Raw genomic sequence first — 25416 nt, 5'->3', positions numbered from 1 at the left:
CCATGGCCCCGCGCGTCACTGTCCTGCAACTCGACACGGAATTTCCGCGTATTCCGGGGGATGTGGGATGCCCTGAAACCTATGTGGGCGCTGTCGACATCATCCGCATTCCGGGCGCGACGGTGGGGCATGTCGTCAGCGACAGGCCCGATCTGATCGACATCGTCCCGTTCGAAAGAGCGGTGCGCGCGGCGCAGGGCGACGTGATCGTGACATCCTGCGGGTTCCTGTCCTATTGGCAGGACCATCTGGCGGAACTGACCCCGAAACCCTTTATCAGCTCGGCTTTGACTGCGCTGGACCGGTTGCGCGTGACGGCTGCACCGGGTCAGGTGCTGATCCTGACCTTTGATGCCGCGCGGTTGCGGCTAATCCACCTCGGTGCGCACGGCGCTTATGCTTGCGGCGTTGTGGGTTTGCCCGGGTCGATGCATCTGCGGCAGGTGATCGAGCATAACCAGGCGACACTGGACACGGCACGGGCCGAAGCGGAATTGGTCGCCTTGCTCAAGGCGCAGCAACTGGGGGCGCACACACATCTGCTGTTGGAATGCACAAATCTGCCACCCTACAAGGCGGCGCTGCACGCTGTGTCCAAGCTGCCTGTCAGCGATATCCTGACCGAGATCGAAAGCGTATGTCCCGGTGCTGTGCGCGATCCGTTTCTCGCGGGGTTTCGAGGCAGGTAACCACCCCGGCGCGGATCGCAAGGTGACGCAAAGTCAGCACAGTGTGCGCGCAAGTTTGGACAACTGTGGCCATTGCGCACTAGGCAAAGCGGCGCGAGGACAGTAACCAGATCAGGCCCGGGGGGCACATTTTAATCAGGATGTCCTGATGCTTCGCGTTTTTCTGGCGGCCCTGGTCGCTGTGTCGTGCCTCTCTTCAATCGCTGATGCGCAAGAGCGCAAGCGCTTGGGATATGGGCGCCTGATCACGAACGACATTATCGGGGATGGGCAAGACCGGTGGCGCACGGGTGGCCTGCAGGCGTCACGGGTGTGGGGGCCGGAGTGGACGGGCACCGCGCCGGCAGGGTTCGGCCAATTGCTCGAACTGCGCTCCGGGGCGGAAATCCTTGCGCCCGACGACATCCGCAACCCGGCCGCGGGCGATCGCCCCTATGCCGGGGCCATTTCCGTTGGGCTACACACCCATTTCCAGCGCGGCCAGACCGAGTTTGCGCTGGGCGGTGATCTGGTCTTTGTCGGCCCGCAGACCAAACTGGACGAGTTTCAGGACACCTTTCATGACGCGTTCAACATCGTGCGTCCGTCGGATGCGGTGAAATCTGCGCAGATCGGCAATGCGATCAATCCAACGCTCGTGTTCGAGATGGGGCAAAGCTTTGCCACCGGTGCACGGTCATCCGTGCGACCGTTCATGGAGGCGCGCGCCGGTAACGAGACGTTGCTGCGTGCCGGGCTGGACTTCACAGTGGGGCAGCTGGGGCAAGGCGAATTGCTGGTGCGCGACAGTGTGAGCGGGCACCGCTACCGCACCATTCTGGGCGACTGGACGGGGCACAGTTTCGTGTTTGGGGCTGACGTGGCCGCTGTCAGCGACAGTGCATTTCTGCCGGAAGAAAGCGGCGTGATCGCCCAAGATACACGCAGCAGGATGCGCGCGGGTGTGTCATGGCAAGGTGAGACAGGCATCTCGGGGTTCTACGGCCTCACCTATCTGGGTGAAGAATTCGAAGGGCAAGGCGAGGGTCAATTCGTGGGGTCCGTCCGCATTCGGGTGCCGTTCTAGCACGCTCCCTGAGGGCAGCAGGCCCAAGCGCGCCGGGGGCTGCGAAACCTGTTTCACGCTTTACGTGTGGTTGATTTACGTCAACTGCACAGCGCTTTGCGTGAACTACTCACTGCAACACGCTGGAATCTGACACAAATTTGGACTTCCCACAGACTCGCGGCTTTGTTAACCTATTCGTAATAAAAAAAGACAAGGCAGGCATACAGGCAATGAAGACGGGCTTTCGTGGCACGTTTGTCATCTCCTGGTCGCAAACAGAAGTGGACGGTCTCGAGGCCGCACCTTTGCAGTCATTGGCTGTGGGTGCAGCATGGGCTTGGCGTGGGGACGCCGTGCGTGTGGATGGTCCGCAGGATGTATTGCGTCTGGACAGGGCAGACGGAACAGAGGCGATGCGGCGCAGGGCTGCGCGCATGGTGCATCGTCTGGTGGGCGCAGCACTCAATGACACGCCCAAGACGGTGCAGACTACAGATGACGAGGCGCTGCTGACGGACAGCAGTTTTGTCGTGACGGACGGGGCCAAAAGCTACACCGTCACCGTGATCGAAGTGGGGCCGCGGACACCGGCGCTCTTGATGTTCCTCGATGATATCCCGCCGCGCAATGCGGACCTTTGGGTGGTGCATCACACGCTGAACACGGCCCGTGGCGACGACATGGGCGCGGGGTCGGGTGGCGTGATCTGCTTTACCCCGGGAACAAGGATCGACACGCCCGATGGCCCGCGCCTGATCGAGGATCTGCGCGAGGGTGACAAGGTGGCGACCAAGGACAGCGGCGCGCAGGAGATCCTGTGGGTCGGCAGCCGCAGGATGACGGGTGCGCGCCTGTTTGCCATGCCGCGCCTGCGCCCTGTGCGTATCGCCGCTGGCGCCCTTGGCGTCGAACGCCCGGACCAGGAACTCTTGGTGTCGCCCGAACATCGCATGCTGATCAAGGGCGACGTGGCCCGCGACCTCTTCAACACGCCCGAGGTGCTGGTGGCGGCCAAGGACCTGATCAACGGAACCAATATCCGTGTCGATCTGAAAGTGCGGCACGTCACATATGTGCACCTGTTGTTGCCGCGTCACGAAGTGCTGCGCGCAAACGGGGTGGAAACAGAGAGCTTCCATCCCGCAAACGCAGCGCTGTCCACGCTGGCCGTTGACGACCGGGCCCGTCTGCTTGCCCGTTTGCCCGATCTGGAATTCGACGCACACACCTACGGCACCTATGCGCGCCGCAATCTGAGTGCGAGCGAGGCGGCAATCCTGAACCACGCGGCCTGAGGCGGTGGCGGAATATTAAGTAATATTCCGGCCCGTTTTCCGAAGTCGGAAAACGCCGTCGCGCGTGCTGTTGCCGTCGGGCTCAGGAAAATCCACGCGTGCCCTTGTCTGTTGGCGTGCGGGCCAGATGCTTGGCCTTGATCTGCTCGGACGTGTCGCGTGCGCCATCATGGCTCCACCCTGGTGGGGCAAAGGCGTACATCAGCCTGTCCCGCCATGTGATCCCCCTTTGCGTCACATCCTGTGCAATGCCGATCCATTCGTGAAAGGCCACGCGGATCGGATTGAAGGTGCCGATGTTCTGAACCAGGCCATAGTCAGGCTTTTCCGCCTCAAGCTCGGGCACGAAGGTGCCAAACAGCTTGTCCCAGATGATGAACACCCCGGCATAGTTCGCATCGAGATACCGCGCATTGCGCCCGTGATGCACACGGTGATGCGAGGGTGTGTTCATCACCGCCTCGACCCAGCGCGGCATCCGCCCGATCGCCTCTGTGTGAATCCAGAACTGGTAGATCAGGTTCAGCCCGCCCACGAACAATACCATCGCCGGATGAAAGCCCAGCAGGATGAGCGGTGCCCGCACCACCATCATGAAGGTAAAGGTTCCCGTCCATGTCTGGCGCAAGGCGGTGGTCAGATTGTAGTGCTGGGACGAGTGGTGATTGACGTGGCTCGCCCAGACCCAGCGGATGCGGTGCCCGAACCGGTGCACCCAGTAATAGCGCAGATCGTCCAGCACGAAACAGGCCAGCACCACCCAGACACTGGCGCCCAGATCAAGCGGCGTCAGGGTCCAGAGCCACATGAAGAACCCCCAGGCCACAAATCCCAGAACGATGCCCGAGGCGACATTGCCCGCGCCCATGATCAGCGACGTGACCGCATCGCGCGTCTCGTAGCGCCCGCCGCGCCCCTTGATGACGATCCAGGCAAGCTCGATCGCGATGGCGGCGATAAAAAACGGCACGGCCAGTTGCACAATGTCGGGATAGGTCAGGTCGCTCATCATGTTTCGATCATCCAGTTGGCCCAATCGTCCTGTTCCGCCGGGCTGAGGGTCAGGCGTATGCGGGGGGCGGAATAGTCATTGAGGTGCAGTGTCGTGGCGTTGCCGCGCGCGTGGAGCGTTTCGGAGCCGTCAAGCAGACGGGCGCAGCTGTCGACCCCCATATGCCACAACACGCCGCGCCCCTGATCGGTCAGAACCCGGGCGGCAAAGCCGTCTTGGGTCACATGCAAATCAAGGATCGTGTCATCGGGCCGGTTGCGCAGCCACGCAGCGCGCGCGGTGTCCGGCGTGAAAGGCGCGGCCTTGGACAGCCCCAACAGGTGCAACGCCAGGGCAATGCCTGCAATGCCTCCGACCACCAATATCAGCAGGATGTGCAGCGGCACGTGTCCCGTCCTCCCTCGGCTCGCATTTCAGCCGGGCAGGGGCGTTGACGTCAAGATTGGCGTGGCGTCAATGCAGTAGGGGCGCCGAGGGATACCCCGTGACTCGTGTACGGGTTTTTGGCAATAGCCGCAGATGCGCGCACGCTGCAATCCGGATCAGCTGCCGCTTGGTGTGATCAATTCGGCAATGATCGCCTTGGCGCTGTCGCTGATCCAGTCCGCATCGCCGCGCAGGCGCGCGATCTCACGCCCCTCCGGGTCGATGATGACCGTGATCGGCAGGCCGAAGACGCCCATTTGCGCCGCCAGCTTCTGTTTCGGGTCTTGGTGACGGGGCAGGTTGTCGATGCCTGTATCGGCAAAGAACTTCGTGATCCCTGCGGGCGAATTGCGCCCCGTGGCAATGGTCACCACCTCGAAATCATCCCCGCCAAACTCGGCCTGAAGCGCAGAGAGCATGGGCATCTCGTGGCGACAGGGTGCACACCACGTGGCCCAGAAGTTCAACAGCACATACTTGCCCTCGTAATCGGCAAGCGTGCCATTGCCCGCCCCGTCTTCCAGATCAAAGGCTGCGGTCGACACGGCCTCGGGGGTGTCGTGAAAGATCAGCTTGCGCATATCGCCCTCGCGCAGGGCCGCAGCAGCGGACGTATCGGCGTGGCCGGGAATTGCACCCAAGGTCAGGGCCATGTAGAGGGCGGCAGCAACAAGTCTTTTCATCTTCTATCCTCGAGGTTGGCAAAGCCATGACCGATAAATCCGCAAACGCCCAGTCAAACCAAATGTGGGGCGGACGCTTTGCCGCCGGGCCAGATGCGATCATGGAGGCGATCAATGCCTCGATCGGTTTTGACCAGCGCATGGCGTCCCAGGACATTGCAGGCTCGCGCGCCCATGCCGCCATGTTGGGCGCCACCGGCATCCTGAGTGATAAGGATGTCGCGGCCATTCGGGAAGGCCTGCTCACGGTGTTGTCAGAGATCGAAGGCGGAACGTTCGCATTTTCCACCGCGCTCGAGGATATTCACATGAATGTCGAGGCGCGGCTGAAGGATGTGATTGGCGAACCTGCCGGGCGGCTGCATACGGGGCGGTCGCGCAACGATCAGGTGGCGACGGATTTCAAATTGTGGGTGCGCGATCAGTTCGATGCAGCCGAGGGTGCACTGATCTCGCTGATCGGTGCGTTGCTGGATCAGGCAGAGGTGGGGGCGGACTGGGTCATGCCCGGATTTACCCATTTGCAGACCGCCCAGCCCGTGACCTGGGGCCATCACATGATGGCCTATGTCGAGATGTTTGGGCGCGACCTGAGCCGCGTGCGCGACGCACGTGCCCGGATGAACGAGTCGCCCCTTGGTGCGGCTGCTTTGGCGGGGACGAGTTTCCCGATTGATCGGCAGATGACGGCAGAGGCGCTGGGCTTTGATCGCCCGGCCGCCAACAGCCTCGATGCGGTGAGCGACCGGGACTTTGCGCTCGAATTCCTGGGCACGGCCAGCATCTGCGCGATGCATCTGTCGCGCTTTGCCGAAGAACTGGTGATCTGGTCCTCGGCCCAGTTCCGCTTTGTCACCCTGTCGGATCGGTTCTCGACCGGATCAAGCATCATGCCGCAGAAAAAGAACCCGGACGCGGCCGAGTTGATCCGGGCCAAGGTGGGCCGCATCTTTGGGGCCAACACCGGGCTGATGATGGTGATGAAAGGGCTGCCGCTGACCTATTCCAAGGACATGCAGGAAGACAAGGAACAGGTCTTTGACGCCGCCGACAACTGGATGCTGGCGCTGGCGGCGATGGACGGGATGGTGCGCGACATGACGGCCAACCGCGACAGTCTTGCGGCGGCGGCGGGGTCGGGATTCTCGACCGCGACCGACCTGGCCGACTGGCTGGTGCGTGTGCTGGGCCTGCCGTTTCGCGACGCCCATCACATCACCGGATCGCTGGTCGCCATGGCCGAGGCGCAGGGCTGCGATCTGCCCGATCTGACGCTGGAACAGATGAAATCGGCGCATGACGGCATCACTGCAGAGGTGTTTGACGTTTTGGGCGTGGAAAACTCGGTCGCATCGCGTACATCTTATGGTGGGACGGCACCTGTGCAGGTCCGCGCCCAGATTGCCCGCTGGAAGGAGATGTTGTCATGATCCGCGCCCTTTGCTTGCTCAGCCTGCTGGCGGTCGCCGCCTGCGGTGTCGATGGTGAACCCGTGCGGCCCGAGGCCAACCTGAACGTCGGAATCGGATCGGGCGGCATTCACACAGGCGGCACCGTCGGCTTGTCAAAAGGGCCCCTGTCGGTCGGCGTCGGGGTCTTTTGATCCATGGCCCCGGTCCGCTTGATCTATCTTGGCCTCGCGATCTGGGGTGCCGTGCACCCGATGACGTATTTCATCCGGTGGTTCAACGAAAACAGCTATGACATCATGGCGATGGTGGATGCGTGGCATGTGAACAATGCCACCAGCGGTCTTGTCTGGGATCTGACCATCGCCGCCCTTGCCCTGACCATCTGGATCGTCTCTGAAGTGGCGGTGCGCCGCAACTGGCTGGCGCTGATTGCGATCCCTGCAACCTTCTGCATCGGGGTAAGCTGTGGCTTGCCGCTGTACCTGTTCCTGCGCTCGCGTCCGGTTACCTAAGACTTGAGCCAAAACGGAAACAATTGCGCCCAATTGTTGCCATTTTTGCCCACTACCTTCGCGTCAGAGCAGAAACTGGCATGATAGCGGGGCAACGCAATGACAGACACGAATATCGACGCGCCTGGTGGCGTTCTTCTTGAAGGGCCCGATGCGCCCAAGAAACCGGCAGCGTCCGTTATTGCGCAAGTGATGCAGCAGCATGGTGTGCACCCTATGCGCCAGATGCGCGAGATTTTCTCGATGCGGGGCGGGGCACAGAAACTCGGCTCGAACGAATATTACAGCCTGCGTTTGTATGACCCGGACCTCAGCAAGGCTGAGAAGCGGATGTTCCTGGGCCAGGGCGGCACCAACGCATTGAACACGCTGATGAACCCGCCAGTGGCCGTGCCAACCCGGTCTTTTGTGGGCAACAAGCTTCTTTACACGCAATTGCTGGCGCAACTGGGCATCGGCACCGCGCGCACGCAGGCCCTGGTCAGTGGTTACCGCGCGGCTGGCGCGCTGCCCACATTGCGTGATGCGGCAGCCATTGCGGCGTTTCTGCGCGATGACGCGGTCTATCCGCTGTTCGGCAAGCCGCATCACGGCTCATTGTCCGAAGGATCGGTGCGCATCGACAGCATTGATAGCGACACGCTGCGCATGGCCAATGGGGCCGCCCGCGGTGTGGATGACTTCGCCCAAGAGGTGATGACCAGCTATCCCGGCGGTTTCCTGTTCCAATCCGCGCTGGACCCGCACCGCGAGATGGCCGAGATCGCCGGTCCTGCGGTCGGCTGCGTCCGTGTCGTGACCTGTAACGACGCATCGGGGCCCAAGCCCGCCTACGCGGTGTGGAAGATGCCGGCGCCGACGGCCATGTCCGACAACTTCTGGCAGGACGGCAGCCTGTTGGCCTATGTCGATCTTGAAACCGGCACGGTGCAATCCTGTATCCGGGGCACCGGCCCCAATGCCGAAGAATTGACAGATCATCCCGTCTCGCGCCGCCCCGTTGTGGGCACCACGCTTCCCTTCTGGGCCGAGACGCTGCGCATCGCGCAGGAGGCGCACAACGTCTTCCCTGAATTCGGAGTATGCGGTTTTGATATCGCAGTGACCGATGACGGCCCCAAGATTCTGGAATGCAACGATAATCCGGCGCATATGCTCTACCAGCTGGCCACGCATCGCGGGTTGCAGAACCCCGACCTCGCCCCGATCTGGCAGCGCGTCGTCGAGCGGCAGAAAAAACAGGTGGCCAAGCAACAGGCGGCGATGAAAAAGCGGCGCTAAGACACCGCGCGACAATGCTGATTGATCTGCGGCCCGCCGAACGCTAAGGGCGGGCCATGGATCATTTTCTGTACAAAAATGGCGCCTTGTTCGCCGAAGACGTGGCCATCGCCGATATCGCGGCGACTGTCGGCACGCCGTTTTACGTCTATTCCACCGCGACCTTGCTGCGCCACTTCACCCTGTTTGACGAGGCGCTGGCGGGCATGGACCACCTGGTCTGCTACGCGATGAAGGCGGCCAGCAATCAGGCGATCCTCAAGACTTTGGCCAATGCGGGCGCGGGCATGGATGTCGTGTCGGGCGGGGAATACCTGCGCGCCAAGGCTGCCGGTGTCCCGGGCGAGCGGATCGTGTTCTCGGGCGTGGGCAAGACAGCAGATGAAATCCGTCTGGCCCTGACCGGTGGCATCCGCCAGTTCAACGTCGAATCCGAGCCCGAGATGGAGGTGCTGAACCGTGTTGCGGGCGAGGTGGGCGTGATGGCCCCCATCACCATCCGTGTGAACCCGGATGTGGACGCCAAGACCCATGCCAAGATCGCGACCGGCAAATCCGAAAACAAGTTCGGCATCCCGATTGCACGCGCCCGCGAGGTCTATGCGCTGGCGGCCTCCCTCGAAAATCTCGAGGTGATCGGGATCGACGTCCATATCGGCTCGCAACTGACCGATCTGGCCCCGTTCGAGCTGGCCTATCAGAAAGTGGCCGAACTGACCGAAATGCTGCGCAGCGAGGGCCACAACATTTGCCGCCTCGATCTGGGCGGCGGCTTGGGCATCCCTTACGCCCGCAGCAACGAGGCACCGCCGCTGCCCATCGACTACGGCAAACTGATCGAGCGGACGGTGGGCCATCTGGGCTGCGAGATCGAGATCGAGCCGGGCCGCCTGATCGCGGGCAACGCGGGCTGCATGGTGAGCGAGGTCATCTATGTCAAATCCGGCGAGGGGCGCGATTTCCTGATCCTCGACGGCGCGATGAACGACCTTATCCGCCCCGCCATGTACGAGGCCCATCACGACATCGTCCCGGTGATCGAACCCGCACCGGGTGCCGAGCAGACACCTTACGACATTGTCGGTCCGGTTTGCGAATCTGGTGATACGTTTGCCAAGCAGCGTTTGATGCCGCCCTTGGCTGCCGGTGACCTTGTCGCCTTCCGGTCAGCGGGTGCATATGGCGCGGTAATGAGCAGTGAGTACAATACACGCCCATTAATTCCCGAAGTTTTGGTGCATGGCGATCAATACGCGGTGATCCGCCCACGTCCGACCTTTGACGAAATCATAAATCGAGATACCATCCCAGAATGGCTCTGATACGTTCGGGGCCGTGACAGGCATAGGGTGCTATGGTGCGCCGCGCCGCCGATAGGGACGCGAGTTTATGGCCAGTTTCTCCAGACATGACGTGCGGCGTGGGCTGAACGCATTGCGCTGGCCGCTGTTCTGGACGCGCGCAGGCATGTTCGCCGAAAGCCTCTGGCAGGCGACCTGGCCCTTGGTCACCATCGTTTTGGCCGTCTTGGCCGTTCTCATGCTGGGCCTGCAAGACAGCGTCGTTGTGGAACTCGTCTGGGCTGGCGTCGTGGTGGCCGCCCTTGGTGGCATTGCCGCCCTGATCTATGCCTTTGCCAAGTTTCGCCTGCCCACGCGTGCTGCGGCCCTTGTTCGGCTTGACGAGACATTGCCCGGTCGCCCCATTCAGGCGCTGATGGACACGCAGGTTGTCGGTGACGGCGATGCGGCCTCATCCGCCGTGTGGCGCGCGCACCAGGCGCGCATGGCCGCGCGGGCCGAGGCGGCACAGCCTGTGCCTGCCGATCTGCGCATCGCGCGGCGCGATCCTTATGCGCTGCGTTATGTGGCGGTGCTGGTCTTTGCGGTGGCGCTGATTTTCGGTTCGATCTGGCGGGTTGGGTCGGTGGCCGACATGGGCCCGGGCGCAGGCGATGGATTGGCAACGGGCCCTGTCTGGGAAGGCTGGGCAGAAAGCCCGCGCTACACCGGGCGCCCCACCATCTATTTGAACGACATCCCCGAAGGCACGTTGAGCGTACCTGCGGGCAGCCTGATCACCCTGCGCCTTTATGGCGAGGTCGGCGCGCTGACCGTTGCGGAAACCGTGTCCGGTCGCTTGGGCGACCTGCCACCAGCCTCTGCGTCCGAGCAGGATTTTACCGTTGTCCAATCGGGCGAGATTGCAATCAACGGCCCCGGTGGGCGCACATGGGCGGTGGCAGTGCTGCCTGACGAGGCGCCAAGCGTGGCCATCCTGAACGAACCTGACTCGGATGCACTGGGCGAGATGTCCTTGCCCTTCCAGGCCAGTGACGACTACGGGGTCGAAGCGGGCGAGGCGCGCATATCGCTGAACCTCGATGCGGTCGACCGCCGTCACGGTCTGGCGATCGCACCAGAGCCGCGCCCGGAATTGACTGTGTCACTGCCGATGCCCATCGCCGGCAACCGCACACAGTTCGAGGAAATGTTGATCGAGGATTTCTCGGAACATCCATGGGCGAACCTGCCCGTGACGGTGGTGCTGAGCGTGCTCGATGCCGCCGAACAACAATCCGAAACCGAACCGCGCGCGATCACCTTGCCCGGGCGTCGCTTCTTTGACCCGCTGGCGGCGGCTGTGATCGAACAGCGCCGCGATCTGCTGTGGTCGAAAGAGAACGCAGGGCGCGTTAGTCAGATCCTGCGCGCCGTCGCGCACCGCCCCGATGACGTCTTTCGCAAGGAAGTCGACCAGATGCGCCTGCGCCGCGCCATCGACAAGCTCGAGACCTTGGCCAGCTATGGGCTGACGGACGAGCAGCAGGAAGACGTGGCGCGCGACCTTTGGGATCTCGCCCTCGGGATCGAAGAGGGCGATTTGTCAGACGCGCTGGAACGGTTGCGCCGGGCCAAGGAACGCCTGAACCAGGCCATGCGCGACGGGGCCAGCCAATCCGAGATCGAAGAGCTGATGCGCGAATTACGGCGCGCCACTGACGACTACATGCGCCAGCTGTCGCGTCAGGCCGAACTCGACAACGAGGCCAACGAGGAAAATCGTCAGTCCAGCAATCAGAACCAGATGCAGATGAGCCAGGACGACCTGCAACGCATGATGGACCGGATTCAGGAATTGATGGAACAGGGCCGCATGGCCGAAGCCGAGCAGGCGCTGCAGGAACTGCAGGAAATGCTGGAAAACATGCGCGTGACCCAGGGCGAAGGCCAAGGTGGGCAGTCGCCGGGTGAGCAGGCGATGGAAGGTCTGGCCGAGACGTTGCGCGAACAGCAAGGCCTCAGTGATCAGGCGTTCCGCGACTTGCAGGAACAGTTCAATCCGAACGCTCAGGCAGGCGAGAACCAGGGCAATGAGGGCCGCGATGGCGGCCAGGGCCGTGGCAATCAGCACAGCCAGGGCGGTGAAGGTCAGGGCGAGCAGGGTGACGGCCAGCAAGGCGGTGAAGGCGAACAGCAGGGTCAGGATGGACAGGGCGAGGGATCGCTTGCCGACCGCCAGCAAGCCCTGCGCAATGAATTGAACCGCCAGCAGGGCAATCTGCCGGGTGCCGGCACGCCCGAAGGCGACGCGGCCCGCGACGCGCTGGACCGGGCCGGGCGCGCCATGGACGGGGCCGAAGAGGCCCTGCGTCAACGCGACTTTGCCGAGGCGATCGACAACCAGTCCCAGGCCATGGAAGCGCTGCGCGAAGGTATGCGCGCGCTGGGTGAGGCGATGCAGCAAGAGGCGCAGAACGGCCAGCAGGGCCAGGGTATGTCCGAATCCGACCGCCGCGCCGATGCGCGTGATCCACTGGGCCGTGATCCGGGATCAAACGGATCGGTCGGCACCGAAGAGGGGCTGTTGCAGGGCGAAGACGTGTATCGCCGCGCCCGTGACCTTCTGGACGAAATCCGCCGCCGCTCTGGTGACGGGGAACGCCCCGATGTCGAGTTGGACTATCTCAAACGCCTGCTGGATCGGTTCTAAAGGCTACTCGCCGTTTTGCGCAGCGCTGTCGAGTGCCGTGAGAATGGCCGTGACCTGCCCGTCCAACCACCCGCGCGCGCTGTCGACCTGGGCCACATAAGCGCTGAGATACGGATCGACCTGCGGCACCGCCTGGGCGATTTGCGGGGCAAAGACGTAGATTGCGCCAAGGATCAGCGCCAAAAGCACCATCAACATGAACCCGCGCCGGAACCCGGACTGCTTGCGCGCCACCGGCGCGTCCTGGGGTTCACTCACGTCAGAGGTGGTGCCGGCCTGCCGATCAGATGTGGATCGCAGGGTAGAATTGATTTCCTCGATATCGGGCAGCAGATCGCGGCGTGACCCGATGGCAGCGGCCGTCGCCGCAGCCTCGGACACCCGGCTGGGGCCAGGGTCTTCACCGCGCATGCGGGCCATGCGTTCGCGGGCCTCGCGGGCGCGGCGTTCGGAATCGCTTTCGCTGCTGTCCAGACCCAGATCAGGCTGGCTTTCCAGTGCTTCGGCGGCCTGGCTGCGCGCCTGGTTTTCGATCTCGGCTTCTTGGCGCAGGATGTCCGCGACGGATGGATCAAGCTCGCGACGCTGCGGCTCGGGGGCGTCTGCGCGTTCTTCGTCTTCGGCGGGGGTGTCGTCGGGCTCGGCCAGATCTTCGGGCAGATCAGCGGCCTCTGCCTCGTCAGGGGTGTGGTCGCGATGGTGCTGGAACCATGTCTGACCGCAATTGGAGCATTGCACATCCCGCCCTTCGGCCGGGATGACATCATCCACAACCTCGTATTGCGCGTCGCAATTGGGACAAATCAGCCGCATCTATGGTCCTGCCTCGTTCTTGTTCTTTACCATATGTTGTAGGCGCTGTGCAGAAAAGTCATAATCGCTCGGTCGCAGTGACGGCATTCACATTGAAACCTGCATGATGCTGAGGCACAACAGGTCCAAGGGGCAGGGCAGGCATGATCGATCTGGAAAACGTGGCCTATAGTTACGGCGGGGGCGAGCTGTTGTCGGATATCTCCGTCAAGCTGGCGCCCGGGTCATTCCACTTTCTGACGGGTCCGTCGGGGGCCGGAAAGACCACGCTGCTCAAGCTCTGTTACGGCGCCCTCTTGCCAACGGCGGGCCATGTGCGTCTGTTTCAGACGGATGTGCGGGCGCTGGAACGTGATGATGTGGCCATGATCCGGCGCAAGATTGGCGTTGTGCATCAGGATGTGCAGTTCCTCGATCACCTGTCCGTATCAGACAATATCGCGCTGCCGCTCACCGTGTCCGGGCGCCATGCCGAGGCTGCAGGGCCCGATCTGGGCGAGTTGATGAACTGGGTCGGTCTGACCAACCGGGCCGAGGCTGTGCCTCCTGAGTTGTCGGGCGGCGAACGCCAGCGCGCGGCGCTGGCCCGGGCGGTCATCATGTCGCCGGACGTCGTTTTGGCGGATGAGCCGACGGGCAACATCGATTGGGAGATGTCCCAACGCCTGCTGACCCTGCTGGTCGAATTGAACCGCATGGGCAAGACAGTGTTGATCGCCACGCATGACCTGAGCCTCATCCGGGCCGCCAAGGCGCAGGTACAGGCGCGGGTGCTGCGGATTTCCAACCGGCGGGTCCAACTGGCGGGGGCGGATTTGTGAAGTTCGACCTTGCGACCCTGCGTGCGATGATGGCGGGTGACCGTCACGCTGACCGTGTTGTCCCACCCACGGGATTTACCGCGCAACTGACCCTCTTCGCTTCGGGTGCGATGGCGTTTCTGGCTGTGTTTGCGCTGGCCCTGTCGCTGGCAAGCGGGCGGTTGGCGCAGCGCTGGGGGGACGAATTAGCACGCACGGCGACCATCCGTATCGTGGCCCCCGAGGATCAGCGCGCGCTGCAAACCACAGCCGCGCTGGAGGTGCTGTCGACAACGCCAGGCATCGTCTCGGCCCGTGCGCTGACGGATGCCGAACAGCAGGCGCTTCTGGCGCCATGGTTCGGGCAGGACTTGCCGCTGGATACATTGCCCGTGCCGCGCCTGATCGAGATTGTGGCCGCACAGCAAGGGTTTGACGCAACAGGCCTGCGCCTGCGTCTGGCAGCAGAAGTGCCGGGCGCGGTGCTGGATGATCATGGGCGCTGGCGCGCGCCTCTGGTCTCTGCCGCCAATCGGTTGCGGTTTCTGGGCTGGACAGCGGCGTTGTTGATCCTCAGCGCCGTCGCCGCGATGGTCACCCTGGCGGCCAATGCGGCACTTGCGGCGAATGCGCAGGTCGTGGCCGTACTGCGCCTGGTCGGCGCCACAGACAGCTACATCGCCCAGGCCTTTGTGCGGCGGTTCACCTTGCGCGCCCTCGTCGGTTCGGCGGTGGGCGTTGCACTGGGGTTGGTGGCTGTCTGGCTGTTGCCTGCGGGCGGGGATGCACCCGGATTTCTGACCGGAATCGGCTTTCAAGGGGCGGGGTGGCTCGTGCCACTGCTGTTGCCCATCATTTCGGCCCTTGTCGCTCTTTTCGCGACGGCCTATGCGGCCAGCCGCGCCCTGAGGACGTTGTCATGATGCAATCCGTGCGCTCTTACCTGTTCATCATCCAGATGTATGTGATGATGCTGGTTTACGGGGTTGTCTATGCGCCCTATGCGCTGGCCTCCAAGGAGGGTGCGCGCGCCTGCTGCAAGGCCTACAGCCGCTACGTGTTCTGGTCGATGCGCTGGATGGTCGGCATCGAGGCAGAGGTGCGCGGTGAGGTGCCCGAGGGCGAAGTGCTGATCGCGGCCAAGCATCAGTCTTTTCTGGATATCATGATGATCTTTACCGCCTTGCCTAAGGCCAAGTTCATCATGAAGCGGGAAATCCTGTGGACGCCGATCATCGGGCTGTATGCCCGGCGTCTCGATTGTGTCGCGGTGGAACGGGGCAAGCGTGGTGCGGCCATCGCCAAGATGGTGGCCGATGTCGAGGCCGGGCGCACTGATCCTGGCCAGCTGATCATCTACTCCCAAGGCACGCGCGTGGCACCGGGCGTCAAGGCCCCGTACAAGGTGGGGACCGGCGTGCTGTATGAACAGCTTGGGTATCCTTGCGTGCCCGTGGCCATCAATGTCGGTGTGTTCTGGCCACGCAAGGGCATGTGGCGCAAGCCGGGGGTGGCTGTCGTGGAATTCCTGCCGGTGATCGAACCGGGGATGGAGCGCACGGCGTTCCTGACCCATCTCGAGCAGGTGGTGGAAGAGCGCTCGGATGCGTTGATGCGGGCAGGAGGTTTTGAGCCAGATGGACTTCATTGACGATATCCCGGCGCTGGAGGCGCTGTATGGGACGCCGGGCGCGGCGTCGCTGCGCAAGGTGGCGGACCACCTCACGCCGCTGTATGCCAAGTGGATCTCGGCCTCGCGCTTTGTCGTTCTGACCACGGTTGGGCCGGATGGCACCGATGGCAGTCCGCGGGGCGATGATGGCCCTGTCGTGATGCAGCTTGATCCCAAGACGCTGGCCATGCCCGATTGGCGCGGCAATCAGAGGCTCGATTCCTTGCGCAACATTGTCGAGGACGGACGGGTGTCGCTGATGTTCATGGTGCCCGGTTCCAACACGGTTGTGCGGGTGAACGGGGCGGCACGGCTGACGGCTGACATCGCCCTGCGAGAGCAGTTCGAGCAGCGTGGCAGGCACCCTGCAACGGTGATCGTGATCCGGATTGGCGAGGTCTATACCCAATGCGCGCGGGCGGTGATCCGGGCGGGGCTGTGGTCACGCAATGACGCTGACGGTTTGCCCACGGTGGGTGAGATACTTGCAGAGGCGTCTGGCGGTGATGAGGGCGGTGTGGCCTACGACACCGCATGGCCCGAGCGCGCCGCCCGCACCATGTGGTGAACGTTTTCTGAATTCAGAAAACGGCCCGGAAAATGATGTCATTTTCCGGGCCGCACCGTTTGGCGCTGATCAGGGCAGCAGCACCTGGTCGATGGCGTGGATGATGCCGTTAGTGGCAAAGATGTCGGCCTGAATGACATTGGCATCGTTCACCTTGACGCCTGTGCCGAATTTCCCGACTTCACCGTTCACGTCCAACGTCCCGCCCTGTACGGTTGTCACGGTCTGGCGTGTCCCCAGCACGTCGCCTGCCGTGATCAGCCCCGGCACCACGTGGTAGGTCAGAATGCTGGCGAGCTGATCCTGGTTTTCAGGCAGCAGTAGCGTGTCGAGCGTACCGGCAGGCAAGGCTGCAAACGCATCGTTGGTCGGCGCAAACACGGTGAACGGGCCATCGCCCCTGAGGGTGTCTTCAAGCCCGGCGGCCTGTATGGCGGCAACAAGCGTTGAGAAGTTCGGGTTCGCGGCGGCGATATCGACGATGTCATCGCCTTGCGGTTGGGCACAGGCGGCCAGGGTCACAAGGGCGGCACCGCCCCCCAGAAGTTTCAATGTGCTGCGACGATCCATGTCATGTCCTTTGCGATTGTGAAGGTGGTGGGACCACGTGGCCCTTGGTGTCCTTAGAAAAGGCGGTTTGCAGGCCAAAAGGAATTGGCCAGAACGCCCTTGTTCAGAGGAAACCAGAATATCGGCGGGAAAGTTCCGCCCCAATCGCGCGGGATAGGCAAGACGCTGCCGCATGGGCAGTCGGCGCGCCCCTCGCGGGACGCGCAAGGTGGATTTAGCTGTGGATTGGCCCCAAACCGCAGGCCAGCGCGGCCTCGCGCACAGCCTCGGAATAGGTGGGGTGGGCATGGCATGTCAGGGCCAGGTCCTCGGCCGACGCCCCGAATTCCATCGCAACGCAGACCTCGTGGATCAGATCACCTGCCGCAGGGCCAATGATGTGCGCGCCCAGGATACGATCCGTTTCGGCATCAGCGAGGATTTTGACAAAGCCATCGGCGGCAAAGTTCGCCTTGGCCCGGCCATTGCCCATGAAGCTGAACTTGCCCGCCTTGTACTTGTGCCCGGCCTCTTTCAGCATCTCCTCGGTCGCGCCCACGTTTGCGACCTCGGGGTGGGTGTAGATAACGCCGGGGATCACGCCATAGTTCACGTGCCCATGTTTGCCCGCGATGGTGTCGGCGACGGCCATGCCCTCGTCTTCGGCTTTGTGCGCCAGCATCGGCCCTTCGATCACGTCGCCGATTGCGTAGATGCCGGGCACATTCGTCTGCCAATGCGCATCAACCTTGACCTGGCCGCGCTGGGTCAGCTCGACGCCCAAACCATCAAGGCCAAGCCCGTCGGTAAAGGGTTTACGCCCGGTCGCAACCAGCACGATGTCTGCGTCCACCACGTGTTCGCTGTCGTCCTTGCGCAGTTTGTAGGTCACCTTGGCCTTGGTTTTGGTCGCCTCGACCTTTTGCACGGCGGCGCCGAGGGTAAAGGACAGGCCCTGCTTGGCCAGTATCTTTTGGAACTGGCGCTGTACTTCGGCGTCCATTCCGGGGGTGATGGCGTCGAGGAACTCGATCACTTCGACCTCTGCGCCAAGCCGTTTGTAGACCGAGCCCAGTTCGAGCCCGATCACACCTGCGCCGATCACCACCATCTTCTTGGGCACCTTGCCCAGTTCCAGCGCACCGGTGGAAGTCACAACGACCTTCTCGTCGACCTCGACGCCCGGCAGGCTTGCGGCTTCGGAGCCGGAAGCGATGATGATGCTCTTGGCCTCATGCACGTCGTCGCCAACCACGACCTTGCCCGCCGCGGGGATGCTGCCCCAGCCCTTCAGCCAGTCGACCTTGTTCTTCTTCATCAGGAATTCGACACCTTTGGTGTTCTGACCGATCGTGTCTTCCTTGTAGGACAGCATCTGTTTCCAATCGACAGAGGGCGATTTGCCCTTGAGCCCCATGGCGGCAAAGTTGTGTTCGGCCTCGTGCAGCATGTGCGAGGCGTGCAGCAGCGCCTTGCTGGGGATGCAGCCCACGTTCAGGCAGGTGCCGCCCAACGTCTCGCGACCCTCGACGATGGCTGTCTTGAGCCCGCGCTGGGCGCAGCGGATGGCGCAAACATAGCCGCCGGGGCCCGAGCCGATGATGATAACGTCGTAAGAAGCCATGGGTTTGGTCCTTTGTTGTTGGCCGGGGTGGGGGCGCTGCCCCCGGCGCATCCGCGCCTCCCCCGTGGTATTTACGGTCAGAAGAAGGTCATAAGAGCGCTGCGATCAGCATGCATGTGGTGGCGGTAAAGCCGGTAAACCAGATCAGCGACCGCCAGGGGGTCAGGCCGAAATAGTAGGCCGGGATATAGGCGATGCGCGCGCCAAGGTAGAGGTAGGCGCAGGTGGCGGTGAACGGGGTAGACTGATCCGACAGGGTGATCACGACGCACGCGATGGTGAACAACGCAAGGCTTTCGAAATGGTTGTTCCAGGCGCGGATCAGGCGCGCGGTTTTGGCCGATACCTGATCCTCGATGTCGCCGCCCAATCGGTCCCGGTCGCGTGGTGACAGGGTCTTGCCCTGCGGCAGTTCGATGTTTGTCGGCACGGCCATCAGGTAGAACTGTGCCGTTTGCAAAAGGGCCGCGAGGGTGAGGGCGGTGAGTTCGGGGGTCATGCGGCGCGCACCGCCTGTGCAATCAGGTCCGCGCGCCGGTCATAGCTGCCAATCCGGGCGGACGGGTGTGGGGCGGACACATGGTCGACGCCAAAGTGGCTGAGAACCCGCGCACTGTCTGTCCCAAGGGCCACGGGGCGTCGCCCCATCAGCTCGTGCCGCCCGACTGCATCGAAACTGGCGCGCGCATGGGAGATCGGGATGGTGGACGAGCGCGTGGCCGTCAGCAGGTGAAAGATCGGGGTGATGTAGATATCGGCCCGGGTCAGGTTCAGCAGCGCCAGAACCTTGTCGATGACCTTGTTGTAGGGAATGCCGGCCAGGTAACCGGTGCGGCGCAGCTCTGCCCGGTTGCTGGCGGCCGAAGGTGCGTCGAGCCAGTCTTTGGAGATCAGCAGTGGCCCCGTCAGGTTGCCGGACGTCATCTGGATGGGCGAGACATAGTCGCCATCAAAGCCCGCCTGCGCCAGCGTCGGATAGCCGGGCAGGGCAAAGGCGCGGCGTGCGGCGATGGCGCGTTGATATGCGTCTGTCAGGGTCATCCGTCGGCTGGCTGCAACAGAACGGGGTCGGGGGGCGTGCCAAACATGCCCAGCACCATCATCACAAGGCCGACCATCGAAACGATCCACGCAACCGAACGGACAAGCGGGATGCCAGAGGCATATGCCGGGACATAGGCGACGCGGGCCCAGAACCAGATAGCAGCGCCAATAGCGGTTGTTTCGGTGTTCAGATTGGTGACCGTCAGGGCGAGGGCAATGGCGGCGAAGGCTGGGAAGTAGGCGAGGTAGTTGGCGAGCGCCCGTTCGACGCGGGCGGCGATAGCATTTTGCTCACGTTTCTCGTCTTGCGAGCCAAGTGCCCAGCCGATGCCTTTGGAGAGGTCGGACAGGGTGGCCTGGATCAGGACGTGGGCGATCAGGAGGAGTGTGGCGTAGGTGAGGTAGATGAGTTCTGGGGTCATCAGACATACTTTCGCTCAGCTGTAGAAAAGGTTCTTTTGTTGGCATATCCGCATGCTTCTTCATCGCATTTACTAACGTGAAACTCATAACCAACCTGATGCTGTGATTGATCAACAGAAACAACCGATAGCCTACCGGTGCGGCATTTTGGGCATGACTCGCCTGCTTGCATCCCTGCAATTTCGGCTCTGAGTTCGGAGACTTCTATTTTTGCATCTGCCAACGCGACTTGCGCATCGGCAAGGGCAGACATCAATTCCGCGAGTTTCATTTTGAATGAGGCTTCGTCTACAGATTTGTCGATCTCGCGAATGTCTTTGGCCAAATCGAGCGCTAACCGTGCTGCCGTCAATCCTCCTAGAATGTCCACGTCAGACTACTACCCTGCTTGATACCGATCCGTGAGCCAGCATACCTTCCCAGCAAATGAGATGTTTCATTTTCACTCTCGTTTCTAAAGAGGCAGGTTCAGCCCGCCGCTGCTGCGCCATCACAAATCCATCAACAACCGCCGCGGATCCTCCAGTGCTTCTTTCACCCGCACAAGGAACGTCACCGCTCCTTTGCCGTCCACGATCCGGTGGTCATAGGACAGCGCCAGATACATCATCGGGCGGATCACCACCTGACCGCCAATCGCCATGGGGCGGTCCTGGATCTTGTGCATGCCCAGGATACCGGACTGCGGCGGGTTCAGGATAGGCGAGGACATGAGTGAGCCGTAGACGCCTCCGTTCGAGATCGTGAACGTGCCGCCCTGCATTTCAGCCATGGACAGTTTGCCGTCGCGAGCACGCGCGCCTTTTTCGGCGATGGCCTGTTCGATGGCGTGGAAGGACATCGCGTCCGCGTCGCGGATCACCGGCACAACGAGGCCCGTGGGCGTGCCTGCAGCGATGCCCATGTGGACGAAGTTCTTGTAGACGATGTCGGTGCCGTCGATCTCGGCATTGACCTCGGGCACCTCCTTCAGCGCGTGGCAGCACGCCTTTGTAAAGAAGGACATGAAGCCCAACTTGACCCCGTGCTTCTTCAGGAACAGGTCCTTGTACTCGTTGCGCAGGGCCATGACCTCGGTCATGTCCACCTCGTTATAGGTGGTGAGCATGGCGGCGGTGTTCTGGCTGTCCTTGAGACGGCGCGCGATGGTCTGGCGCAGCCGGGTCATCTTGACCCGTTCCTCGCGCGCCTCGTCATTGGCGGCGACGGGCGCGCGTGGGGCAACAGCGGCGGGCGCTGGCGTGCTTGCGGCTGCGGCGACGGCCTTGGCCACATCGTCCTTCATCACGCGACCATCGCGGCCCGAGCCTGTCACCTGATCGCGGCTGATCCCAGCCTCGGCCATCGCTTTCTTGGCGGCGGGCGCGTCTTCGACATCGTTGCGCGCGGCACCCTGACCGGCGGGCGGGGTCTGGTAGTTGCTTGTCGGCTCTGCGCTGCCCTCGACGGCGGCTGGTGCGGCACCTGAGGATGAGATCACCGCCAGTTTGGCGGAGGCATCGACCGTCGTGCCCTCAGGCGCTGTGATCTCGGCCAACACGCCAGCGGCGGGGGCGGGCACCTCGACGCTGACCTTGTCGGTTTCCAATTCGCACAGCATCTCGTCTTGCGCGACGCTGTCGCCAACGGCCTTGAACCAGGTGCTGACTGTCGCCTCAGTCACGCTTTCACCGAGCGTGGGCACCATGACGTCGATCGATCCACCGGCATCTTCGTCGGTCGCGGTGCGTGCCGCCGCCGATGCGGCCTTGGGGTCTTCGGCGGCTTCCTTGCCCTTGGGCGCGGCGGCTGATCCGGCATCCCCTTCGGCGATGGTGGCCAGCAACGCATCGACCCCGACCGTCTCGCCCTCTGCGGCGACAATGTCGCCCAGCGTTCCAGCGACAGGAGAGGGCACTTCGACCGTCACTTTGTCGGTCTCCAATTCGCACAGCATCTCGTCCACCGCGACCGTGTCACCGGGTTTCTTGAACCAGGTGGCGACGGTGGCTTCGGTGACGCTTTCGCCCAGTGTGGGCACGCGGACTTCGGTGGTCATGATGTTATCCTTTGATGGTCAGCGCTTCGTCGACGAGAGCGGCTTGTTGTGCTTTGTGCTGGCTCGCCAGACCCGTCGCGGGCGAGGCAGAGGTGGCGCGGCCCACATATTGGGGCCGGGTGTGTTTGGCTTTGATACGGCTCAGGACCCATTCGATGTTGGGTTCGATGAAGGTCCAGGCGCCCTGGTTCTTGGGCTCTTCCTGACACCAAACCATCTCGGCCCCCTTGAACCGCTCCAGTTCCTTGACAAGGCTGATCGCGGGGAAGGGATAGTACTGTTCGATCCGCATCAGATAGACGTCATCAAGGCCGCGGGAGTCGCGCTCCTCGAGCAGGTCGTAATAGACCTTGCCGGAACACATCACCACGCGCTTGATCTTGTCATCGGGGGCAAGCGTGTTGTCCGAGTTGCCCAGTTGCGCGTCGTCCCACAGCACGCGGTGGAAGGACGAGCCGTTGGTGAACTCGTCTGCCTTGCTGACGGCCAGCTTGTGACGCAGCAGCGATTTGGGCGTCATCAGGATCAGCGGCTTGCGGAAGTCGCGGTGGATCTGGCGGCGCAGGATGTGGAAATAGTTGGCCGGTGTCGTGCAGTTGGCGACGATCCAGTTGTCCTGGCCACACATTTGCAGGAACCGTTCCAGCCGCGCGGACGAGTGTTCGGGGCCTTGCCCTTCGAACCCGTGGGGCAGCAGGACGACAAGGCCGGACATGCGCAACCACTTGCTTTCGCCCGACGAGATGAACTGGTCGAACATGATCTGCGCGCCGTTGGCAAAGTCACCAAACTGCGCCTCCCACAGGGTCAGCGCGTTTGGTTCGGCCAAGCTGTAGCCATATTCGAAACCCAGAACCGCATATTCCGACAGCATCGAGTCGATGACTTCGTATTGCGCCTGGCCCGGGCGGACCGCGTTCAGAGGATAATACCGCTCTTCCGTGTCCTGGTTGATCAGACCGGAGTGGCGCTGGCTGAACGTGCCGCGTGTGCTGTCCTGACCGGCCAGCCGCACGGGGAAGCCTTCGGTCAGAAGCGAGCCAAAGGCGATTGCCTCGCCCGTGGCCCAGTCAAACCCTTCGCCGCTGTCAAACATCGCCTTCTTGGTGTCCAGCAGGCGCCCGACGGTCTTGTGCAGCGGAAAGCCCTCGGGCACGCTCGACAGCGCCTTGCCGATGTCGGCCAGCGTTTCGGGCGCGATGGCCGTCTTGCCGCGTTGGTAGTCTTCCTTGTTCTTGTCGAGGTGAGACCACTTACCGTCCAGCCAGTCGGCCTTGTTCGGCTTGTAATCCTTGCCCGCCTCGAACTCGTCATTCATCTGGGCCTGGAAGGCGGCCTTCATGTCCTCGATCTCGCCCTCGGGGATCAGCCCGTCGCGCACCAGACGTTCGGTATACAGCGTGAGGGTAGTTTTGTGCTTTTTGATGCGCTTGTACATCACCGGGTTGGTAAACATGGGCTCGTCGCCCTCGTTGTGACCAAAACGGCGGTAGCAGAAGATGTCGATGACCACGTCCTTGCGGAACTTCTGGCGGAATTCGGTGGCGACCTTGGCGGCGTGCACCACCGCCTCGGGGTCGTCCCCGTTCACGTGGAAGATCGGGGCCTCGACCACCAGCGCATTGTCGGTGGGATAAGGTGACGAGCGCGAAAAGTGCGGGGCGGTGGTGAACCCGATCTGGTTGTTGACCACGATGTGCATCGTGCCGCCCGCCCGGTGACCACGCAGGCCCGACAGGGCGAAACACTCGGCCACGACGCCTTGCCCGGCAAAGGCGGCATCGCCGTGCAGCAGGATGGGCATGACGGATGTGCGGTCGTGATCCTTCAACTGGTCCTGCTTGGCCCGTGCCTTGCCCAAAACTACGGGGTTCACGGCCTCGAGGTGGCTGGGGTTGGCCGTCAGGCTGAGGTGAACAGTGTTGCCGTCAAATTCCCGGTCGCTGGATGCGCCAAGGTGGTACTTCACGTCGCCCGAGCCGTCGACATCCTCGGGCTTGAAGCTGCCGCCCTGGAATTCGTTGAAAATCGCCTTGTAAGGTTTGGCCATCACGTTGGCGAGCACCGACAGGCGGCCCCGATGCGGCATGCCGATCACGATCTCTTTCACACCCAGCGCGCCGCCGCGCTTGATGATCTGCTCCATCGCCGGGATCAGGCTTTCGCCGCCATCCAGACCGAAACGCTTGGTGCCCATGTACTTGACATGCAGGAACTTTTCGAACCCTTCAGCCTCGACCATCTTGTTCAGGATCGCCTTGCGCCCTTCGCGGGTGAACTGGATTTCCTTGCCCAGCCCTTCGATCCGTTCCTTGAGCCAACCGGCCTCTTCGGGGTCGGAAATGTGCATGTATTGCAGGGCGAAGGTGCCGCAATAGGTCCGCTTCACAATGGCCACGATCTCGCGCATCGACGCGACGTCGAGGCCCAGCACCTTGTCGATGAAAATCGGGCGATCCATGTCGGCCTCGGTAAAGCCGTAGGATTTTGGGTCGAGCTCGGGATGCGGAGTCTGATCGCGCATGCCCAGCGGGTCGAGATCAGCGACCAGATGACCCCGGATGCGGTAGGCGCGGATGATCATCAGGGCGCGGATACTGTCGAGCACGGCGCGCTTGATCTGGTCGTCGCTAACTTCCACGCCCTGTTCGGCGGCCTTGGTCTTGATCTTGTCGCGCGCCCCTTTGACTTCCGGCTCGGGGGCCCACTCGCCCGTCAGGGCGGCGGTCAGATCATCCCCGGGCTGCGGCGGCCAGTCTGTGCGCGCCCAGCTTGGCCCCTCGGCCTCGCGTTTGACGGACACCTCGTCATCGCCCATCGCCTTGAAGAACGCCTGCCAGCTTTCATCTACTGCGCTGGGATCATTGGCATAGCGGGCGTACATCTGTTCGAGGTATTCCGCATTGTGTCCCTGCATGAAGGACGAGGCATGGAACTGGTCGTTCGGGGATTGGTCGGTCATTGGGGCACCTCATTGTAGGCGTGGGCGGGGCGGTTCAACAGAGTATCAATCGCTTGGCAGGCTTCTTCGAAGGCTATCGGTGTCAGCAACAACCAACTGCCCTCGGTGTCGTCGATCGCAATTTCACTTTCTGACGAGCGGACGAATTGATGAGAGTTGAACCTGTACTTTTTGCCTTGAGCGATGGAGAGTTTTAGCGATTGGAGTTGGTTGTGCGTAGCGGGGAAAGGCATGTCACTCGCGCGCCAATGACCAAATGAGCTTCTTTGCTTATAGTACTTGGTTCTGATCAATCGCGCTCTGGGTGAGCGTGGGGTTGAGATGCTCTCGACCCATTTGAGCAACAGTCGCGACTTCAACAGAAAGAAGGACCGGCGAGAAAACGCAAACAGTGGCCAGTCCCAGTATTTTTTGTGTTCAGACACTACACGCATGGTCCGCACTTTCTGTGAGGCAAAGCCATAGACAACATTAGCTCTCCCGTTCGCCAGAAAGCGTTCACTCCAAACAAACAAAAGAGGAACGGTACACGCACCCATGGATGGGTGCGTTTCTGAACGCTTATTGACGGC

At 62.3% G+C, this 25416-nt stretch carries 26 protein-coding genes; 13 read left to right on the top strand and 13 right to left on the bottom strand.

The annotated features are described in order from the left end of the window. Positions 1-2 precede the first annotated feature (2 nt). From ACMHLQ_RS07995 to ACMHLQ_RS07985, 3 genes are all read left to right on the top strand, one after another. Positions 3-689 carry a hypothetical protein gene (locus ACMHLQ_RS07995; protein ID WP_415404251.1) on the top strand — a complete coding sequence of 229 codons (687 nt, stop codon included), beginning with the start codon at positions 3-5 and terminating at the stop codon, positions 687-689. A 148-nt stretch (positions 690-837) separates the two neighbouring features. Further along, on the top strand, positions 838-1755 hold the full coding sequence (locus ACMHLQ_RS07990; protein WP_415404250.1) for a lipid A-modifier LpxR family protein: 918 nt from the start codon (positions 838-840) through the stop codon (positions 1753-1755). A 212-nt stretch (positions 1756-1967) separates the two neighbouring features. Further along, entirely contained in the window at positions 1968-3032 is a 1065-nt protein-coding gene (locus tag ACMHLQ_RS07985; RefSeq protein ID WP_415404249.1) for a Hint domain-containing protein, read from the top strand. Positions 3033-3114: 82 nt separating this feature from the next. On the opposite strand, the gene ACMHLQ_RS07980 is transcribed toward ACMHLQ_RS07985, so the two are convergent. The 3 genes from ACMHLQ_RS07980 to ACMHLQ_RS07970 form a co-directional block, all read right to left on the bottom strand. Beyond that, a complete protein-coding gene (locus tag ACMHLQ_RS07980; RefSeq protein WP_415405250.1) occupies positions 3115-4044 on the bottom strand; it encodes a sterol desaturase family protein in 930 nt (309 codons plus the stop codon). Next, positions 4041-4430 (bottom strand): hypothetical protein, encoded by a 390-nt coding sequence (locus ACMHLQ_RS07975; RefSeq protein ID WP_415404248.1) that lies wholly within the window; start codon positions 4428-4430, stop codon positions 4041-4043. The genes ACMHLQ_RS07980 and ACMHLQ_RS07975 overlap by 4 nt, the downstream gene beginning before the upstream one ends. Positions 4431-4586: 156 nt before the next feature. Beyond that, a complete protein-coding gene (locus ACMHLQ_RS07970) occupies positions 4587-5153 on the bottom strand; it encodes a TlpA disulfide reductase family protein (RefSeq protein WP_415404247.1) in 567 nt (188 codons plus the stop codon). 26 nt (positions 5154-5179) lie between these two features. Here ACMHLQ_RS07970 and argH point away from each other — a divergent pair, with 26 nt between their 5' ends. The 6 genes from argH to ACMHLQ_RS07940 all read left to right on the top strand — a co-directional run bounded on the left by argH (position 5180) and on the right by ACMHLQ_RS07940 (position 12351). Next, the gene (gene argH, locus ACMHLQ_RS07965) at positions 5180-6583 is read left to right on the top strand and encodes an argininosuccinate lyase (RefSeq protein ID WP_415404246.1); all 1404 of its coding nucleotides are present in this window, start codon (positions 5180-5182) and stop codon (positions 6581-6583) included. Continuing rightward, on the top strand, positions 6580-6756 hold the full coding sequence (locus ACMHLQ_RS07960) for a hypothetical protein (protein ID WP_415404245.1): 177 nt from the start codon (positions 6580-6582) through the stop codon (positions 6754-6756). Before argH ends, ACMHLQ_RS07960 begins: the two co-directional genes overlap by 4 nt. A gap of 3 nt (positions 6757-6759) precedes the next feature. Then, positions 6760-7077 carry a DUF2834 domain-containing protein gene (locus tag ACMHLQ_RS07955; protein ID WP_415404244.1) on the top strand — a complete coding sequence of 106 codons (318 nt, stop codon included), beginning with the start codon at positions 6760-6762 and terminating at the stop codon, positions 7075-7077. 99 nt (positions 7078-7176) lie between these two features. After that, positions 7177-8358, top strand: coding sequence for a sugar-transfer associated ATP-grasp domain-containing protein (locus tag ACMHLQ_RS07950; RefSeq protein ID WP_415404243.1), 1182 nt, complete (start codon positions 7177-7179; stop codon positions 8356-8358). Positions 8359-8414: 56 nt separating this feature from the next. Then, on the top strand, positions 8415-9680 hold the full coding sequence (lysA, locus tag ACMHLQ_RS07945; RefSeq protein WP_415404242.1) for a diaminopimelate decarboxylase: 1266 nt from the start codon (positions 8415-8417) through the stop codon (positions 9678-9680). Between the two features lie 67 nt (positions 9681-9747). Further along, a complete protein-coding gene (locus ACMHLQ_RS07940) occupies positions 9748-12351 on the top strand; it encodes a TIGR02302 family protein (protein WP_415404241.1) in 2604 nt (867 codons plus the stop codon). A 3-nt stretch (positions 12352-12354) separates the two neighbouring features. Here ACMHLQ_RS07940 and ACMHLQ_RS07935 read toward each other — a convergent pair whose 3' ends face one another. Then, positions 12355-13164, bottom strand: a complete 810-nt coding sequence (locus ACMHLQ_RS07935) for a zinc-ribbon domain-containing protein (RefSeq protein ID WP_415404240.1) — start codon at positions 13162-13164, stop codon at positions 12355-12357. A 143-nt stretch (positions 13165-13307) separates the two neighbouring features. Between ACMHLQ_RS07935 and ACMHLQ_RS07930 the strand changes: the two genes are divergently transcribed. The 4 genes from ACMHLQ_RS07930 to ACMHLQ_RS07915 are packed head-to-tail and all read left to right on the top strand — an operon-like array spanning position 13308 to position 16204. Next, positions 13308-13985 (top strand): cell division ATP-binding protein FtsE, encoded by a 678-nt coding sequence (locus ACMHLQ_RS07930; RefSeq protein WP_415404239.1) that lies wholly within the window; start codon positions 13308-13310, stop codon positions 13983-13985. Between the two features lie 26 nt (positions 13986-14011). After that, positions 14012-14887 carry a cell division protein FtsX gene (locus tag ACMHLQ_RS07925; RefSeq protein WP_415405249.1) on the top strand — a complete coding sequence of 292 codons (876 nt, stop codon included), beginning with the start codon at positions 14012-14014 and terminating at the stop codon, positions 14885-14887. Further along, complete coding sequence (locus ACMHLQ_RS07920; RefSeq protein ID WP_415404238.1) at positions 14884-15615, top strand: lysophospholipid acyltransferase family protein; 732 nt, start codon at positions 14884-14886, stop codon at positions 15613-15615. Before ACMHLQ_RS07925 ends, ACMHLQ_RS07920 begins: the two co-directional genes overlap by 4 nt. Further along, entirely contained in the window at positions 15602-16204 is a 603-nt protein-coding gene (locus ACMHLQ_RS07915) for a pyridoxamine 5'-phosphate oxidase family protein (protein WP_415404237.1), read from the top strand. The genes ACMHLQ_RS07920 and ACMHLQ_RS07915 overlap by 14 nt, the downstream gene beginning before the upstream one ends. 69 nt (positions 16205-16273) lie before the next feature. On the opposite strand, the gene ACMHLQ_RS07910 is transcribed toward ACMHLQ_RS07915, so the two are convergent. The 9 genes from ACMHLQ_RS07910 to ACMHLQ_RS07870 all read right to left on the bottom strand — a co-directional run bounded on the left by ACMHLQ_RS07910 (position 16274) and on the right by ACMHLQ_RS07870 (position 25383). Continuing rightward, positions 16274-16774: a fasciclin domain-containing protein gene (locus tag ACMHLQ_RS07910; RefSeq protein WP_415404236.1), complete on the bottom strand. Its 501-nt coding sequence runs from the start codon at positions 16772-16774 to the stop codon at positions 16274-16276. A 214-nt stretch (positions 16775-16988) separates the two neighbouring features. After that, positions 16989-18377 carry a dihydrolipoyl dehydrogenase gene (gene lpdA / locus ACMHLQ_RS07905; protein ID WP_415404235.1) on the bottom strand — a complete coding sequence of 463 codons (1389 nt, stop codon included), beginning with the start codon at positions 18375-18377 and terminating at the stop codon, positions 16989-16991. A gap of 88 nt (positions 18378-18465) precedes the next feature. Then, positions 18466-18876, bottom strand: a complete 411-nt coding sequence (locus ACMHLQ_RS07900) for an MAPEG family protein (RefSeq protein ID WP_415404234.1) — start codon at positions 18874-18876, stop codon at positions 18466-18468. Continuing rightward, positions 18873-19418 (bottom strand): hypothetical protein, encoded by a 546-nt coding sequence (locus ACMHLQ_RS07895; protein ID WP_415404233.1) that lies wholly within the window; start codon positions 19416-19418, stop codon positions 18873-18875. The genes ACMHLQ_RS07900 and ACMHLQ_RS07895 overlap by 4 nt, the downstream gene beginning before the upstream one ends. Continuing rightward, positions 19415-19843 (bottom strand): MAPEG family protein, encoded by a 429-nt coding sequence (locus ACMHLQ_RS07890; RefSeq protein ID WP_415404232.1) that lies wholly within the window; start codon positions 19841-19843, stop codon positions 19415-19417. Before ACMHLQ_RS07890 ends, ACMHLQ_RS07895 begins: the two co-directional genes overlap by 4 nt. Next, positions 19843-20169, bottom strand: coding sequence for a hypothetical protein (locus ACMHLQ_RS07885; protein WP_415404231.1), 327 nt, complete (start codon positions 20167-20169; stop codon positions 19843-19845). Before ACMHLQ_RS07885 ends, ACMHLQ_RS07890 begins: the two co-directional genes overlap by 1 nt. A 165-nt stretch (positions 20170-20334) precedes the next feature. Continuing rightward, on the bottom strand, positions 20335-21882 hold the full coding sequence (gene odhB, locus ACMHLQ_RS07880; protein WP_415404230.1) for a 2-oxoglutarate dehydrogenase complex dihydrolipoyllysine-residue succinyltransferase: 1548 nt from the start codon (positions 21880-21882) through the stop codon (positions 20335-20337). A gap of 4 nt (positions 21883-21886) precedes the next feature. Then, positions 21887-24844, bottom strand: coding sequence for a 2-oxoglutarate dehydrogenase E1 component (locus ACMHLQ_RS07875; protein ID WP_415404229.1), 2958 nt, complete (start codon positions 24842-24844; stop codon positions 21887-21889). Continuing rightward, positions 24841-25383 carry a hypothetical protein gene (locus tag ACMHLQ_RS07870; RefSeq protein ID WP_415404228.1) on the bottom strand — a complete coding sequence of 181 codons (543 nt, stop codon included), beginning with the start codon at positions 25381-25383 and terminating at the stop codon, positions 24841-24843. The genes ACMHLQ_RS07875 and ACMHLQ_RS07870 overlap by 4 nt, the downstream gene beginning before the upstream one ends. Positions 25384-25416: the final 33 nt, after the last annotated feature.

This window comes from Tateyamaria algicola, from assembly GCF_047715485.1.
In the GTDB taxonomy this organism is placed as follows: domain Bacteria; phylum Pseudomonadota; class Alphaproteobacteria; order Rhodobacterales; family Rhodobacteraceae; genus Tateyamaria.
The sequence above is the reverse complement of the archived record's forward strand: the minus strand, read 5'-3'. Positions and strand labels throughout refer to the sequence as shown.